General features: G+C 61.8%; 12 protein-coding genes. 11 read left to right on the top strand and 1 reads right to left on the bottom strand.

All coding sequences use genetic code 11. The features are described from left to right. Positions 1-50 precede the first annotated feature (50 nt). The 10 genes from RUESEDTHA_RS20110 (at position 51) to RUESEDTHA_RS20155 (ending at position 12,593) form a co-directional block, all read left to right on the top strand. Entirely contained in the window at positions 51-509 is a 459-nt protein-coding gene (locus RUESEDTHA_RS20110) for a thioesterase family protein (protein ID WP_007120589.1), read from the top strand. A gap of 149 nt (positions 510-658) precedes the next feature. Further along, positions 659-2,830: a ParB/RepB/Spo0J family partition protein gene (locus tag RUESEDTHA_RS20115; RefSeq protein WP_009804227.1), complete on the top strand. Its 2,172-nt coding sequence runs from the start codon at positions 659-661 to the stop codon at positions 2,828-2,830. 126 nt (positions 2,831-2,956) lie between these two features. After that, the gene (locus tag RUESEDTHA_RS20120) at positions 2,957-3,337 is read left to right on the top strand and encodes a DUF3768 domain-containing protein (RefSeq protein WP_009804228.1); all 381 of its coding nucleotides are present in this window, start codon (positions 2,957-2,959) and stop codon (positions 3,335-3,337) included. Positions 3,338-3,453: 116 nt separating this feature from the next. After that, on the top strand, positions 3,454-3,750 hold the full coding sequence (locus tag RUESEDTHA_RS20125) for a hypothetical protein (RefSeq protein ID WP_009804229.1): 297 nt from the start codon (positions 3,454-3,456) through the stop codon (positions 3,748-3,750). Positions 3,751-3,830: 80 nt separating this feature from the next. Then, entirely contained in the window at positions 3,831-4,214 is a 384-nt protein-coding gene (locus RUESEDTHA_RS20130; RefSeq protein ID WP_009804230.1) for a DUF6878 family protein, read from the top strand. A gap of 1 nt (position 4,215) precedes the next feature. Further along, a complete protein-coding gene (locus tag RUESEDTHA_RS20135) occupies positions 4,216-4,692 on the top strand; it encodes a hypothetical protein (protein ID WP_037930962.1) in 477 nt (158 codons plus the stop codon). 105 nt (positions 4,693-4,797) lie between these two features. Then, positions 4,798-5,427, top strand: a complete 630-nt coding sequence (locus RUESEDTHA_RS20140) for a hypothetical protein (RefSeq protein ID WP_037931030.1) — start codon at positions 4,798-4,800, stop codon at positions 5,425-5,427. A gap of 515 nt (positions 5,428-5,942) precedes the next feature. Further along, on the top strand, positions 5,943-10,340 hold the full coding sequence (locus tag RUESEDTHA_RS20145; RefSeq protein ID WP_180888402.1) for a strawberry notch-like NTP hydrolase domain-containing protein: 4,398 nt from the start codon (positions 5,943-5,945) through the stop codon (positions 10,338-10,340). Then, on the top strand, positions 10,337-11,383 hold the full coding sequence (locus tag RUESEDTHA_RS20150) for a toprim domain-containing protein (protein WP_008335668.1): 1,047 nt from the start codon (positions 10,337-10,339) through the stop codon (positions 11,381-11,383). The genes RUESEDTHA_RS20145 and RUESEDTHA_RS20150 overlap by 4 nt, the downstream gene beginning before the upstream one ends. A 298-nt stretch (positions 11,384-11,681) precedes the next feature. Continuing rightward, the gene (locus tag RUESEDTHA_RS20155) at positions 11,682-12,593 is read left to right on the top strand and encodes a DUF2493 domain-containing protein (RefSeq protein WP_009804234.1); all 912 of its coding nucleotides are present in this window, start codon (positions 11,682-11,684) and stop codon (positions 12,591-12,593) included. An 8-nt stretch (positions 12,594-12,601) separates the two neighbouring features. On the opposite strand, the gene RUESEDTHA_RS20160 is transcribed toward RUESEDTHA_RS20155, so the two are convergent. Further along, complete coding sequence (locus tag RUESEDTHA_RS20160) at positions 12,602-12,895, bottom strand: DNA-binding transcriptional regulator (RefSeq protein ID WP_008335665.1); 294 nt, start codon at positions 12,893-12,895, stop codon at positions 12,602-12,604. A gap of 129 nt (positions 12,896-13,024) precedes the next feature. Between RUESEDTHA_RS20160 and RUESEDTHA_RS20165 the strand changes: the two genes are divergently transcribed. Next, on the top strand, positions 13,025-14,188 hold the full coding sequence (locus tag RUESEDTHA_RS20165; protein ID WP_008335662.1) for an ATP-binding protein: 1,164 nt from the start codon (positions 13,025-13,027) through the stop codon (positions 14,186-14,188). Positions 14,189-14,725 lie beyond the last annotated feature (537 nt).

A 14,725-nucleotide genomic window follows, 5' to 3' on the forward strand; every position in this document is an offset into this window, starting at 1 on the left:
ATCGCTGTCACGCACCAGAGACAAAGAAATGTTGAGCCCGTAACGCTGCAATGAATGTACCAGAAACAGAATTTAAACCACGATTTGCCTTCGAACGCAGGATTTTCTTTGGCGACTGTGACCAGCTGGGAATCGCCTTTACTGGCCGGATTACGAATTTCGCGCTGGAAGCGATCGAGACTTTCTGGGACGATTTGCTTTCAGGCCGGGGCTGGCTTTTTCTACTCACGGAAAGAAACACGGCCATGCCTTTTGTCTCTATGGACCTACAATTCCATGCGCCGGTGAAAGCAGGCGCGAACCTAGCATGCGAGGTCTATGTGGTCCATGTCGGGGAAAGTTCAGTTGGTCTAAAAGTTGTCGGCCGTCAGCATGACTTGATTTGCTTCGAATGCGAAACGAAGTCAGTTTTCCGAGATGCTTCAACATTTGGTAAAGTCAAAATTGAAAGCTCAATTCGGCAGATTTTGCTCGCGGAAGTGGGTTCGGAAAATCAAACAGTGAGCTAGGCCTGTAGGCTTTGGAGACAGCAAAGCCTGTGCAAAACGATCTCATGTAAGGGAACACAAGAAAAAGCCAGAGAAAGGGAAGCCCGGGTGCCGGGCTTGAAAGGATAGAGAGAGGCTCTTCCGGGTCCGGCGTGACAAGGACCCTGACCATGGCCAAGACCACAACCCGCCCGAAACCCGCCACTGCGAAGAAAACCGAAGCCACTGAGTTGTCCGTGCCTGGCGGCGGGACCGACATCCGGATGATCCCGCTCGACCAGTTGGAGCCGAGCCCGCTCAACGTTCGAAAAGTTGCGGCCAGCGCCAGCGACGATGCTGAGCTCCTCGTCAGTATCCGCGAGACCGGAATTAAACAGAATCTGGTGGTTCATGCGCTGTCAGAGACACGTTTTGCAGTCGATGCCGGCGGTCGTCGCCTCAAGGCGCTGAAGCAGCTCGCTGAGGACAGCGTCATCCCCGCCGATCACCCCGTGCCCTGCCTCGTCGATGATAAGCGCAACGCCATCCTTACTTCTGCAACTGAAAACCTCCAGCGCGCGGCGATGCACCCCGCCGACCAGTTCGAGGCTTTTGAGGCGATGATCGCCGAGGGCCGCAGCGAAGACGAGATCGCGCTCAAATTCGGCGTCTCCGTCGACCTGGTGCGCCGCCGCCTCAAACTCGCCCGTGTCGCGCCCGAGATCATCGAGCAGTTCCGCGCGGGTGATCTGACCCTTGAATGCGTGATGGCTTTCACACTGACCGACGACCATGATCGCCAGCTGGCGGTCTGGAACGCAGTGAAGGGCGGCTATCACATCCATCCGCAAAGCATCAAACGCCATCTTACCGAGACCGCCCATTCGGCGAACTCGGCCATCGGGCGCTTTGTCGGCATTGAGGCCTATGAGGCGGCGGGTGGTGTTCTGCTGCGCGATCTCTTCGACGACCGCGCCAGCGCCCATATGGAGAACCCCGAACTCCTAGAGCGTCTCGCCATCGAAAAGCTGCAGGCTGCGGCGAAAACCTTCGAGGGAACGTGGAAATGGGTCGAGGTGCATCTCTCGGTGGATTACGGCGCGTTTCGCAGCTTCGGGCGGGTCTATCCGCAGGACATCGACCCCGATCCGGACCTGCTCACCGAAGAAGAACGTCTCATTGCGCGCGAGGAAGAACTGGCGGCGAAGAATGACGGCGAGGACTGGACGGACGCGGAGACGGAAGAATATTATGCCATCGAGCCGCGCCTGCGCGAGATCGAGGCCCTGCAACGCGAACGGCAGCCTTACGCGGACGAAGATCGTGCCATCGCGGGCGTGGTTCTGACCATCGGTCATGACGGCGCGCTGCGTGTCGAGAAAGGCCTCGTGCGGCCAGAAGATATCCCCGCTGCGGTCGTCCCGAGCGAAAATAGTGCTGACGCGGGTGATGCCCCGTCTCCTGTCCGCCCGAACGTGACGCCGCCAACCTCCTCGACACCGGTGCCCACCTCCGACCCGGCCGCGACCTTGCGCAAGGCGAACGGGATTTCGGCGAGCCTCGCCGACGATCTGCGCGCGACGCGTCAGCATATCCTTCGGGCGCATCTGGCGGCGGATTTCGAGGTGGCGTTCGATGCGATGCTCTACGCGCTCTGCGAGCAGGCTCTGGGGCGGTCCTACAACAACGAGGCGCTCGATATCTCGATCCGGCCCTTCCAGGCGCAGAACCGCGAGGTGCTGCATTCGGATACTGTTGCCCAGAAGATGCTCGAGGCGCTGGAGCAGGGCCTCGCCACCGACTGGATTACGCTGGAGAAGCCCGAAAACTTCCGGGCGATGTCGGCGCTGCCCATTGCCGCCAAGCAGGCGCTTTTCGCCTGGGCGACGGGTCTGGCAGTCAAGCCGCAGCTTTCCTCCGACAATCGCCCCTCCCCGATCATCGAGGAGATCGGCGCGCGTCTTGACGTCGATGTGGCGGCCTGCTGGCGCCCGACTGCTCAGAATTACTGGGGTCGGGTCAACAAGGGGCATGCGGTCGCTACCGCGCGCAAGCTCATTGGCGACGATTACGCCGAAGATCGCAATCGCGAGCGTAAGGGCGATATCGCGGCCGCGATGGAGCGGGCCTTCGCGGAAACGGCCGGCGAGACGGAAGGGTTCGACGCCGCAACGGTTGTCAGGACGACGCGCTGGCTGCCCGACGGGATGGTGTTTGCCGGTGCGGCGGAGGCTGTTGCCGACATGGCAGGCGAAGCGCCGGAGACCGAGGAGGGGGATGTGTCCGCCGAAGATTCTCTGAGCGACGCCGAGAGCGATGAACCGTCGTCCTTGCCCGCCTTCCTCAGCGAGGATGCGGCTTGACGAGCCGCACGCTGACCTGATCACGACATGAGCCTTGGGCCGTCCTCACATCGAGGGCGGCCCTTTCCGGCTGACGGGTTACCAACAGCCGATATCGGATCGGCGGGCCCGTCCCGGAGATATCCCATGACCACCACACTTGACCTCGATCCCGTTAAGGAAGCCGCACTCGTCGCTTCGCAGAATGACGCCTTTCGTCGCTCTATCCTTGGCAATATCCTCGTCACCGATGCCCCGCAGGGCCAGTTCGTGATGACCCGTGGCGTTGCAGCGCTTGGGCCCGATGCCCAGCTTGCTCTCACCCGCAGCGTGGCTTCATTTGACGCGTTCAACGCTGACAGCGACCCGCAAGGATGGCACGAGATGGGCGTCATCGACCTCGACGGCACGAAGGTCTGGTTCAAGATCGACCTGTACGACGTCGACTACACCTATGGCTCGCCTGAGCCCTCCGATCCTGATCAGACGCGCCGGGTCCTGACCCTGCTTCTGCCGTCGGAATACTGACGCCCCTTTTTCACCGACATCGCCACGGATCGCCCTTGCACAAAGGGCGGTCCTTTCGGGCTGGCGGGTTCCAAGGGGCGCGATGATCGTGTCCGGCCTGCCGCAGGAGACCAGAGATGGCCAAGACACTCGACTACCAGATCACCCTCTATCCCGCACATCGCGATGGCGCCTTCGTCGTCACCCAGTTCCAGATGCTGGCGAACTACCCCGAAAAGCGCATCGAGGCCGCGGGCATGGATGATCTGATCGACCAAGTGACGCAGTTCGCGATGGAGCACGGCGAGAGCTGCAGCGCCTCGGTGCGCTGCCTCGCTCCGCGCAAACCGCCGGGGTTCAAGCGCGCGACCGAGAATTTGTATTTCAACCTGGTTGACCGGACGGCTGAGAAACGCGGCGACGCTGCGGCCTGAAGCCCCCCAAAGGAAACCTCCGGGGCGCGGCCTGCAAGACGGTCGCCCTCACCCTCCCTCAATTCCAAAGGACCGAAGATATGACACAAGCAAATGATTTCTACGCGCAGATGCTCGAAGCCCAGAGACGGGCAGCCGAACAGCGGGTCGAGACCCGCGCGGCGCTTCTCACCGAACTGCGCGGCCTCGGCGTGACCGGCCTCGACGTGCAATATGAAGGCTATGGCGATTCCGGCAATGTCGAGGAGGTCGTCGTGACGCCTGACACGATTACCCTGACAGAAGAGCTGCGGCGACGGGTCGAAGATTTCGGCTGGGACTTTGCCTATGCGCTGAGCCCTGGCTTCGAAAACAACGAGGGCGGCTATGGCGAATTGACCTGGGCGCTCGAGACGGACAAGATCGATGTCAGCCACTCGAACCGCTTCATCGAGACCGACACCACAGAACATGAGGGGCTCTGACATGGCACATCCTCTCCACCACGCCGAAAGCTCGGCCCGTAGATTTGGCGGTGTTCCAGATGATTACCAACATGTGCATGACTGGTTTGACTCATCTAAAGAGCACCTAGGTCTCTTTGTTCACAGAGCCCAAAAACATCATACGGTCGGGATTTATGATGCCGAGCGGGTGTTCGGTCGCAGCCTGATCAACAGCGCGGGCCGGGTCGTTCCGATCCGCTGGATCGGCGAGCAGCATGTGCGCGAAGACTGCCAGGGGCGTATCCCGTCACTGGCTGACTGGCTCGGACGCATACAACCCGAACCGTGGATGGCCAATGGCCGGATCGACAACGACCCGACGCAGATCGGCAGCGATCCGCGTGCGGCCTGGGTCCAGGCGGTTGCGGGTCACCAGACCATTCTTGGCTTTGAGGATTGGCTTCTCAAGGTCTCTGTCGAGCACGTCCAGCATCGCCAGAATCGCGCCGCCGCCTGATCCGCCGGGCGGCAAACTCACCAACCATCTGATCCCATCCAGATCGACCCGCCTGCGCCACAACCGGCTTGGCGGGTCGATTGCGTTTCGAGAAAGGACATGGACATGCAAGATCCCGTCTACGAGGAGGTCCACCAGGGCCACACGATCAAGATCTACCACGACCCCGACGCTGAGGACCCACGAGAGTGGTGCAACCTCGGTACGCTGATCTGCTGGCACCGCCGCTATCGGCTGGGTGACAGCCATCAGTACGACAGCCCTGAGGCGTTCCTGCGCGATCTTGCGGGCGTCTCGGATCAGAGCGATCTCTCGATGGATCGTCTGCGGGACCGCGCCGAGCGGAAGGCAATCATTCTGCCTGTGTTTCTCTATGACCATTCCGGTCTCGCGATGAACACCGTCGGGTTCCACTGCCCGTGGGATTCTGGGCAGGTCGGTTACGTCTACGTGACGCTCGAAGCGGTCCGAAAGGAATTCGGTGTAAAACGCGTGACCAAGGCCCTGCGCGAACAGGCTGTAGACATCTTACGTGGTGAGACCGCCGACTACGATTCTTACCTTGGTGGGCGTGTCTATGGTTACATCGTCGAACAGGGTGGCGAGGAGATCGACGCTTGCTGGGGGTTTGTTGGCGCCTATGAGACGCATTGTTTGCCGGAGGCGCGGAATGCCGTTCCTCGGTCCGATCCCCATGCGCCACCCGCGACCGGTGCATTGACCGCATATCCATAGAATAACTCGCCGCCACACACCGGAACTATGGGCAGCACCCGATCGCGGACATGCATTGCTGCATTGCAGAAAAGTCATAGCCCGCCCATTGTGCGACTGCAGCATTGCTCCTATGTTCGCTCTTGTGATCGGTTCTCTCCTCCTCCCTGAGCCGATCCGGAATAATCGGCGGCATCCACCTCCTCCCGGATGTCGCCTTTTTATTTGCAGATCCCCATTCTGAGCTCTTGCGATTTCTCCTCGTTGACCATTCGGTCCCCGAGCTTGCTGTGTGTCGGGTCCGTTTCGCTGGAGGTGCCCAAAATGCAGGCACGGCCGTGTCCCAGCAGCCTGGCATGGGTTTGCGCGACAACGCCCACAGCGTCATCCCCAGATTTTGTGGATAAGTTTTCGCTGCCAAGACTTCAGTTTTCGAGGCCATGAAAGAGTGAGAGACAGGGCGGGAGGGGTGACCCCTCCCGGGTGAGAGAGTGCACGCGGGGCTCGGGGCCAACCCTCAACCCCGGAGATTGCCGATGAACGCTCACCCCCATTCCGTCCAACTTGCAACCGAGCCCGAAGCCCCTGCCCTGCCGGATGCCCCACGCTTCGCCCAAAACCTGATGCAGGCTGCGAAAATCCTCGTCCCCGTTTTCGAGGCAGGCAGGTCCATCGACGCCGCCGCACTTCGCGCCGCGATGGAAGATGCTTGCGGTGCCAGTGACACAAGTGGTGCCTGGGTCTGGAAAGACGCCTATGAGGCGGCCGAGGTCGCCCAAATCCTTATACTCTCGCGCTACGGCGCGCTGATGCAGCGTCAGGCACTGTCGCCGCAGGCCTTCCTCACCATGATCGAACGTTTCACGGCTCTGGCCCCGTCTCACACGCGCCGCTCCGAAGACAGTATCCGTCTGCAACAGTTTTCCACGCCTTTGCCCCTCGCGGCCATCGTCGCGCAGGCCGCCGGGTTTCGGGACGACGACCTGATGCTCGAGCCGTCGACGGGCACGGGCATGCTGGCCATCTTTGCAAAGATCGCTGGTGCACGGTTGGCGCTGAATGAACTTGCCGACACGCGCCGCGCCCTACTGGGGCAGTTGTTCCCCGATGCCGCCGTATCTGACCACGATGCTGCCTCGATCGACGATCGTCTTGATCGCTCGATCACGCCCTCGGTCGTGGTGATGAACCCGCCGTTTTCCGCTGCCAACCATGTCGAGGGCCGGTTTAGGCAAGCGACCAGTCAGCATGTGCTTTCCGCCCTGGCACGCCTCGCGCCTGGTGGGCGGCTTGTCGTCATCACCGGCGAAAGCTTCCGTCCCTCTTTGAAATCCTTCCAGTCGACATTTCAGCGGATCGGCCAGAGCGCCGATGTCGTGTTTTCGGCCCCCATCGACGGCAAGGTCTTCGCACGGCATGGCACCACGATCGACACGCGGTTGACGGTAATCGATAAGCGCGCGGCTGGTGCTGAAGAGACCGCACCGGCTGATATTGACGCCGCCTATCATCCGATCTGCGCGACCACGAGTGATCTTCTCTCCGTAGTACTCGCCCATTGCCCGGAACGCCGCAGCCCCCCGCCCGGGCCCCACACAAAGGGCCATTGGGGCCCGGCTCAACCGCCCCGCCCCCCCCGCCACCCCCTGGCCCAACCCGCCCGCCAAGAAACCCCGGCGCGGGCCGCGGGCCGCGCGCGGCCTCCCTGGGACGACATCGAGACGGCCCCGCTCGACTACTTGCCAAAAGCCTGGAGCGAACCCTATGGCACGTTGCAGGACACGGTCTACGAGGTCTATGACCTGCAGGCGATCCGGATCGACGGCGCGGCGGAGCATCCGACAGCACTTGTGCAATCCGCCGCCATGGCCTCGGTGCCGCCGCCCGTGCCGAGCTACCGCCCCGTTCTGCCGAAGACCCTCGTTCGAGACGGTCTCCTCTCTGCGCCGCAGCTCGAAAGCGTGATCTACGCGGGCAATGCGCATCAGACGCATCTCAAGGGCTGGTTCAAGCGCGGCGAGATCGAAGGCCAGCTCATGGCAGCGGCGGAGGAGGACGAAGGCGCCTTTCGCCTGCGCAAGGGCTGGTTCCTCGGCGATGGCACGGGCTGCGGCAAGGGCCGGCAGGTCGCGGGCATCATCCTCGACAATTGGCTGCAAGGACGACGCCGCGCGGTCTGGGTCTCGAAGAGCGACAAGCTCATCGAGGATGCGCGCCGCGACTGGATGGCGCTTGGGGGGCGTGAAAGCGATATCGTGCCGCTCTCGAAATTCCGCCAGGGGAGCGATATCCGTCTCCCAGAGGGCATCCTCTTCGTCACCTATGCCACCCTGCGTTCTGCTGAACGCGACGGGAAAGCCTCCCGCCTCGATCAGGTGACGTCCTGGCTTGGCGAGGGGTTCAACGGGGTCATCGCTTTCGACGAAAGCCACGCCATGGCGAATGCCGCCGGCGAAAAGTCCGACCGCGGCGACAAGAAGGCATCCCAACAAGGCCTTGCTGGCCTCGCGCTGCAAAATGCCGTTCCCGATGCCCGGGTGCTCTACGTCTCAGCGACCGGCGCGACGGTGGTCGGCAATCTCGCCTATGCCTCCCGTCTCGGGCTCTGGGGCACGGGTGATTTCCCTTTCGTGACGCGGGCCGAGTTCGTTGCCGCGATGGAGGCCGGGGGCATTGCTGCCATGGAGATGATCTCGCGCGATCTGAAGGCGCTCGGGCTCTATCTTGCGCGGTCCCTCTCCTATGCCGGGGTCGAATACGAAATGCTGGTGCATGAGCTGACGCCCGCACAGATCGCGATCTATGACAGCTATGCCGATGCCTACCAGATCATCCACACCAACTTGGAGGCCGCCCTTCAGGCCTCGGGTATTTCCTCCGAGACCGGTACGCTGAACCCCCAGGCGAAATCCGCTGCGCGCTCGGCCTTCGAGAGCAACAAGCAGCGTTTCTTCAATCATCTCATCACCGCCATGAAATGCCCTTCGCTCATCCATGCGATCGAAGCGGACCTGGCCGCGGGGCATTCGGCCGTGATTCAGGTGGTCTCGACCAGCGAGGCGGTGATGGAACGGCGCCTCGAAGAGATCCCGCCCTCGGAGTGGGACGACCTGCAGGTCGATTTTACGCCGCGCGAGAACATCATGGACTACCTCATGCACAGCTTCCCGACGCAGCTCTTCGAGCCCTACTCCGACGAGAACGGCGACCTACGCTCGCGTCCCGCCCTCGATGGTGATGGCAATCCGATTATCTGCCGTGAGGCGGAGCGGCGGCGGGATGAGCTTGTCGAGCATCTCGGTGCCCTTGCCCCGGTGCAGGGCGCGCTCGATCAGATCCTGTGGCATTTCGGGGGCGATGCGGTGGCCGAGGTCACGGGGCGCAAGCGGCGCATCGCGAGGACGCGTGAAGGGCGGCTCAAGGTCGAGAACCGAGCCGCCTCCTCCAACCTCGGCGAAACCCAGGCCTTCATGGATGACGCCAAGCGCATCCTGATCTTTTCTGACGCCGGTGGCACGGGGCGCAGCTACCACGCCGATCTTGGTGCAAAGAACCAGCGCCTCCGGGTGCATTACTTGCTTGAGCCTGGCTGGAAAGCCGACAATGCGATCCAGGGGCTGGGGCGTACCAACCGCACGAACCAAGCGCAGCCGCCGCTCTTTCGCCCCGTTGCCACAGACGTGAAGGGTGAGAAGCGGTTCCTCTCCACCATCGCCCGCCGCCTCGATACGCTCGGGGCCATCACCAAGGGGCAACGCGAGACGGGTGGGCAGAACATGTTCCGCGCCGAGGACAACCTCGAGAGCCCTTATGCACGAGCGGCGTTGCGGCAGTTCTTCTACAAGCTGCGCGCGGGCAAGATCGACGCCTGCTCCTACTCCAGGTTCCAGGAGATGACCGGGCTGACGCTCGATGAGGCGGATGGCACGATGAAGGAAACCCTGCCGCCGATCCAGCAGTTCCTGAACCGCTGCCTCGCGCTCCGCATCGACATGCAGGACGCGATCTTCGAGGCCTTCGGCGGGTTTCTTTCGGCGATAATTGAGGACGCGCGTCAGGCAGGCACCCTCGATGTCGGGCTAGAGACCCTGCGCGCCGAGAAGTTTGAGATCGTTGATCGCAAGGTCATCTTCGAGCATGAGGCGACGGGCGCGACGGCAACTGCGCTGACCGTGGAGCGTATCGATCGCAACGATCCGCTCACTCTGCCCCGCGTCAAAGCCATCTGCGCCGACACAAGAGGCGCGACGCTGTGCTGGAACAAGACCTCCAAACGCGCGGCCCTGATGGTGAAAGCGCCGGCCTTCATGGACGAGGATGGCGTGCCGATCTTGCGGGTGAAGCTCCTGCGGCCCATGGCGACCGAAATCCTCGCGCTGACCGAGTTCTCGAAGTCGCACTGGGAAGAGATCGATGATGCGATGTTCGAGCAGCTCTGGCAGGCCGAGGTCGACGCGGTGCCGGAGTTCACTACATCGAAGATCACGCTGATCTGCGGCCTCCTCCTGCCGATCTGGGACCGGCTGCCCGCCGACAACATGCGGATCTATCGTCTGCAGACCGAGGACGGGGAGCGCGCCATCGGCCGCTTGGTCAGCCAGGAACAGCTTCTCAATGTCTATGCGCGCCTTGGTCTCGACTGCCAGATTGAGATGACGCCGCAGGAGGTGTTCGGCGCGGTCATGGACGCGAAGACGACCCTCAGCCTGCTTGGGGGCTACCAGTTGCGTCGCTCTCTGGTCATGGGACAGCCGAGGCTCGAGCTGATCGGAGCGTCGGGCGCGGCACTGCCCGCATTGAAGGCCTTGGGCTGTTTCACCGAGGTGATCCAGTGGAAGACGCGGGTGTTCATCCCGGTGGATTGCACCGAGGTGCTGGCGCGGGTCCTTGCCGCGCATCCGGTTGGCGCAAGCGCAGCGGATGCAGCCGCATGAGCGCGCGGCGCAGCATCGCAGACCTCTCGGCTGATCTTGCAGACCGCGCCGAGAGTTTCTGCCGCCAGTATTTCCCCGAGGGGTCCAAGCAGGGCAACTATTGGCAGGTTGGCGACACTTCGGGCGCAAAGGGTCAGAGCCTCGCCATCCGGCTGCAAGCTCAGGGTGGGCGCAAAGCCGGATCTTGGACCGATTTCGCGACCGGTGAGTATGGCGATCTGATTGACCTGATGCATGAACGGCTTGGTTCGGTCACGCTCAAGGAAACGCTGAGGGAGGCCCGGTCCTTTCTCGGCGAGGCCCCCTGCCCTTCCTTACCTTGTGACACCCAAAGGGCTGAGTGCCCCGATGCTGCCTCTAGCAAACGCATTGCGCGGGCGCGGAAGCTCTTTGCCGCTGGCAAGCCGGTTCTCGGCACCTTGGCTGCCACCTATCTGCAGGGGCGCGGGATCACACGGCTGGGTCCGGCGCTGCGTTATCACCCGCGGGTTTTCCTGCGGCAGGGCGAGGACGACGCCGATCCGCCGCAAAGGGCCCCTGCCCTGCTCGCGAAGATCACCGACAATCGGGGCCAGATCACCGGCTGCGCACGCTTCTATCTCGACCCGTCCACCGGCGGTTTGGCCGAGATCGAGAGCCCGAAGCGGATCCTCGGACAGCTGCACGGCCATGCCATCCGCTTCTGGTCCGGCAAGGCGCGCAGCGATCTCATCGTCGGTGAAGGTCTCGAGAACACCCTCTCGGTCGGCACGGCTCTCTCCGAGTTTGACCTCGCCTCCTGTCTCACTGCCACCCATCTCGGCCTCTTCATCCCGCCGCCGGGGATCAAGCGTATCTGGATCGCGCGGGACAATGACGAAGCGGGACGAACCGCATCACTGAGACTGCGTAACCAACTGGAATCGCTTGGTATTGCCTGTGGTGGTCTCGTGCCAAACATGGGCGATTTCAACGACGATCTGCGGGCATTTGGCAAAGATGCGCTGCGCCGGTCGTTGCTTGAGGCCATGAAAGTACAAGGTCTGGAGATCGAGGACGGGTGAGCGCCAGCCCCATAAGTGACGTCCGACAGGGCAAAGGTTCCGCGGGTTCGATCTGAACCCGTTTGGAAAAGAGGAGCGATGGACCGGCGGGTCGGAGCAGAGTGCTCCTCGCCCGGACAGCAATGCGCCCCGCACCAGAAAATTCCCCTGAGCCTTCGGCTCATTCCTCGCGGGAGCAATTTTCCGGCCCTGGGCGCATTCTCCGCTGCGCTCCGATCCTGACGGATGCGGCCCGGTCGCCGCCGGTCCTGTTATCGCCCCATCCAAATCGGGTCAGATCAATCAGAGGAACCAGACAATGCCCCATCAGACAGACATCCCCGAGGAAACCGGCGTAACCTCCGCCATCCTCGACCACCTCGCACTTCATGGCGCAACACCAGGACCCGGCGAGACCGATCATCGCCCCCTGCCCCAGCCTGACGAGGTCGAGCTCGCCATGGCGACACTTTTCGACACCACTATCGGCCTCCTCACCGGCAGCCAGTTGGAAGACAATCTCGAAGAGATGCTCTGGTCCCTCACCTCGATCTTCCATCGCCGGCTTGCCCATATCCAGAAGCTTCTCGACGATAACGAATTCGAGGTCCGGGAAAGTTTGGCCATCCAGGACGGTTCCGAGGTCGCTTCGGTTGAACTGGAACGCCTCCAGTTGATCGGGCTTAAGCTCTGGGACCATCGCGACGCTTTCGAGCAGATGCGCGATCTGGCCGTGGACCACTTCTCGGCCGCCACCGGTTCACCCTGGCTGCCCCGCACCGGATCCAAGGTCTCGCATCGCGGTCTCACCTCCGCCGTGGTGGACAGCCGGGCCTATCTCTCGGCCAAGCGGCGCAAGGAGACCGAGGTTCACTGCCCCGAAGGCACGCGGATCGCCTTCTCGGGCGGGGACTATCACGCCTACGACCTGATCTGGTCCGTCCTCGATGCCACCCATGCGAAATACCCAGACATGATTCTTTTACACGGCGGCACACCAAAAGGTGCCGAGATGATCGCTGCCCGCTGGGCAGATACCCGTGGTGTCACGCAGGTGGCGTTCAAACCCGACTGGAAGAGCCATGGCAAGGCTGCCCCCTTCAAGCGCAACGACAAGATGCTCGAAACCATGCCACAGGGTCTGATTGCCACGCCCGGTTCGGGCATCACCGAGAACATCGTCGACAAGGCCCGCAAGCTCGGAATCCGCATCAAGAGGATCGGGGCTTAGGCCCCGGTTCACGCCCCGCGCAAGAGGTCCTGTACGACGGAAGGCTTCTTGGCGATCAATGCCAGCAGAACCTGTGCTGGGCCTGTCGGGTGCCGGCGCCCGTGTTCCCAGTTCAGGAGCGTACCTTTCGCGACGCCAATGCTCTTGGCGAACTCGGCCTGGGACAGGCCCGTCCGTTGCCGGACTTCGGCGACATCGACCTCCGCCACGGACACTTCATGCACTTTGGCGTCGGCCAAATCGCCATTCGCGAAGGCCAGAGCCTCTTCGAGGCCCTTGGATACAGATTTGAATGCACTCATTTTGCGTCGATGCTCCTTGGCCACGGCTGTTTTGCTGGGGCAGTAAGATACTTCGGCTTGAGCAACTAGCTATGGCCGTAGGTAAGATTAACCTTGCAAATCTTCCGTATCGTGGAGTAATTGCAAGGTATGTACAAACGCAAGACCCAACAATTCGTTCAGTCTTCCTTGGAGAGCCAAGCGGCTGTGGTCCTTCTCGGCCCCCGACAGGTCGGAAAGACAACACTTGCACTCGACATCGCATCAGAGCGCCCATCTGTCTATCTCGACCTTGAGCGTGAGGCGGACAGGCAAATCCTGACTGAACCAGATCTCTATCTGGACGAACAGGCGGGCAAACTCGTCATCCTCGACGAGGTGCAGCAGATGCCTGACCTCTTCAGAACCTTGCGCGGCCAGATCGATCAGCGTCGGCGGGCCGGGTTTCGGACGGGACAGTTCCTGCTATTGGGATCGGCTTCCAATATCCTCTTGCACCAAACGGCGGAATCCCTCGCCGGTCGTGTTCGATATGTTGAAATGCCCCCCTTGCAGCCTGACGAGGTGGGGGCCGATCAGTTGAACTTGCTCTGGCTGCGCGGCGGCTTTCCCGACAGCTTTCAGGCCGCGAGCGATCGGGCAAGTATGGACTGGCGTCTGGATTTCCTGCGCACCTATCTGGAGCGAGACATCCCTGCCCTCGGACCTCGGATTCCGGCAGCGACCTTGCGGCGGTTCTGGACGATGCTTGCGCATGTCCAGGGCGGCCTTCTGAACGCCGCGGCCCTTGCCGAGGGATTGGGCGTGTCCGGCCAGACCGTTGGGCGCTACCTCGATCTGCTCGTCGATCTCATGCTGGTGAGACGCCTGCAGCCCTGGCACGAGAATGTCGGCAAGCGTCTGGTGAAATCGCCAAAGGTCTATGTGAGAGACAGCGGCATCGTGCATGCGCTGTTGGGCATCGGCACGACAGAAGGCTTGCTCGGGCACCCGGTCGTCGGTGGCAGTTGGGAGGGGTTCTGTATCGAGGCGCTTCTTGCTGCCGCCCCTTTAGGCACCGAACCTTTCTTCTATCGCACTTCGGCCGGTGCTGAACTCGACTTGGTTTTGCGTTTGCCAAGCGGCGACATCTGGGCTGTTGAGATCAAACGGACGACTGCACCAAAGGTTTCGAGAGGATTTCACACAGGGGCCGAGGACATTGGAGCCAACCGAAAGCTCCTGGTCTATGCCGGTGAGCATGAGGTCCCCGTCGCGAAGGACATTCGAGCGTTACCACTGGCACATGCAATCGAGTTGTTGAGCGCGCTATGACCTCGTTTTTATCTCTGGCTCAGGACACTTCCATTGGTCTGAGGATAACAGCGACACGCGAAGAATCTCAGAGCCAGGTCTGGCCATTAGTCGGGCACCAGAGCGGATGAGTGTCTGGCAACTCGATGGTATCTGGACGCCTGCATCTCCGAATGCGAACGCAAACGCCCCTGTGATGCCACGGAAGGATGGGCGAATGCTCTGCCGTTGCCATCGATTTGTGATCTGACGGCTTTGGTCTTCGAAGAGTCTTGAAGTTTGGATGGACGAGAAGACAATCCCTACTCCTTGCGGCATCTCTCTCGTCTGTTCCCCTACTTTCCTTCATGGCCACCGCACTTCTCCCTTTGTCTGAGTTGCATGACATGCTGGTCGCAGCTGTCGTCCCGTCCACAAAGGTTGTCGCCGATCTTTTTCCCCTGACCCTGCGGGTCATTCCGCGCGGACCAAAAAGACCGGCGCCTGCCCCTCTCCGCTGCGCTCCGCCTTCGGTGTGGCCGGGCCTTGGCCAGCTGCAAGGTGACCATCATTGCAACG

Source organism: Ruegeria sp. THAF57 (assembly GCF_903914075.1).
GTDB lineage: Bacteria > Pseudomonadota > Alphaproteobacteria > Rhodobacterales > Rhodobacteraceae > Ruegeria.

Bases quoted from the DNA above. Each gene is read 5' to 3' on its own strand.
- RUESEDTHA_RS20155 (WP_009804234.1), top strand. From the start codon at position 11,682: ATGCCCCATCAGACAGACATCCCCGAGGAAACCGGCGTAACCTCCGCC.
- RUESEDTHA_RS20160 (WP_008335665.1), bottom strand. From the start codon at position 12,895: ATGAGTGCATTCAAATCTGTATCCAAGGGCCTCGAAGAGGCTCTGGCC.
- RUESEDTHA_RS20125 (WP_009804229.1), top strand. From the start codon at position 3,454: ATGGCCAAGACACTCGACTACCAGATCACCCTCTATCCCGCACATCGC.
- RUESEDTHA_RS20145 (WP_180888402.1), top strand. From the start codon at position 5,943: ATGAACGCTCACCCCCATTCCGTCCAACTTGCAACCGAGCCCGAAGCC.
- RUESEDTHA_RS20150 (WP_008335668.1), top strand. From the start codon at position 10,337: ATGAGCGCGCGGCGCAGCATCGCAGACCTCTCGGCTGATCTTGCAGAC.
- RUESEDTHA_RS20165 (WP_008335662.1), top strand. From the start codon at position 13,025: ATGTACAAACGCAAGACCCAACAATTCGTTCAGTCTTCCTTGGAGAGC.
- RUESEDTHA_RS20120 (WP_009804228.1), top strand. From the start codon at position 2,957: ATGACCACCACACTTGACCTCGATCCCGTTAAGGAAGCCGCACTCGTC.
- RUESEDTHA_RS20110 (WP_007120589.1), top strand. From the start codon at position 51: ATGAATGTACCAGAAACAGAATTTAAACCACGATTTGCCTTCGAACGC.
- RUESEDTHA_RS20140 (WP_037931030.1), top strand. From the start codon at position 4,798: ATGCAAGATCCCGTCTACGAGGAGGTCCACCAGGGCCACACGATCAAG.
- RUESEDTHA_RS20135 (WP_037930962.1), top strand. From the start codon at position 4,216: ATGGCACATCCTCTCCACCACGCCGAAAGCTCGGCCCGTAGATTTGGC.
- RUESEDTHA_RS20115 (WP_009804227.1), top strand. From the start codon at position 659: ATGGCCAAGACCACAACCCGCCCGAAACCCGCCACTGCGAAGAAAACC.
- RUESEDTHA_RS20130 (WP_009804230.1), top strand. From the start codon at position 3,831: ATGACACAAGCAAATGATTTCTACGCGCAGATGCTCGAAGCCCAGAGA.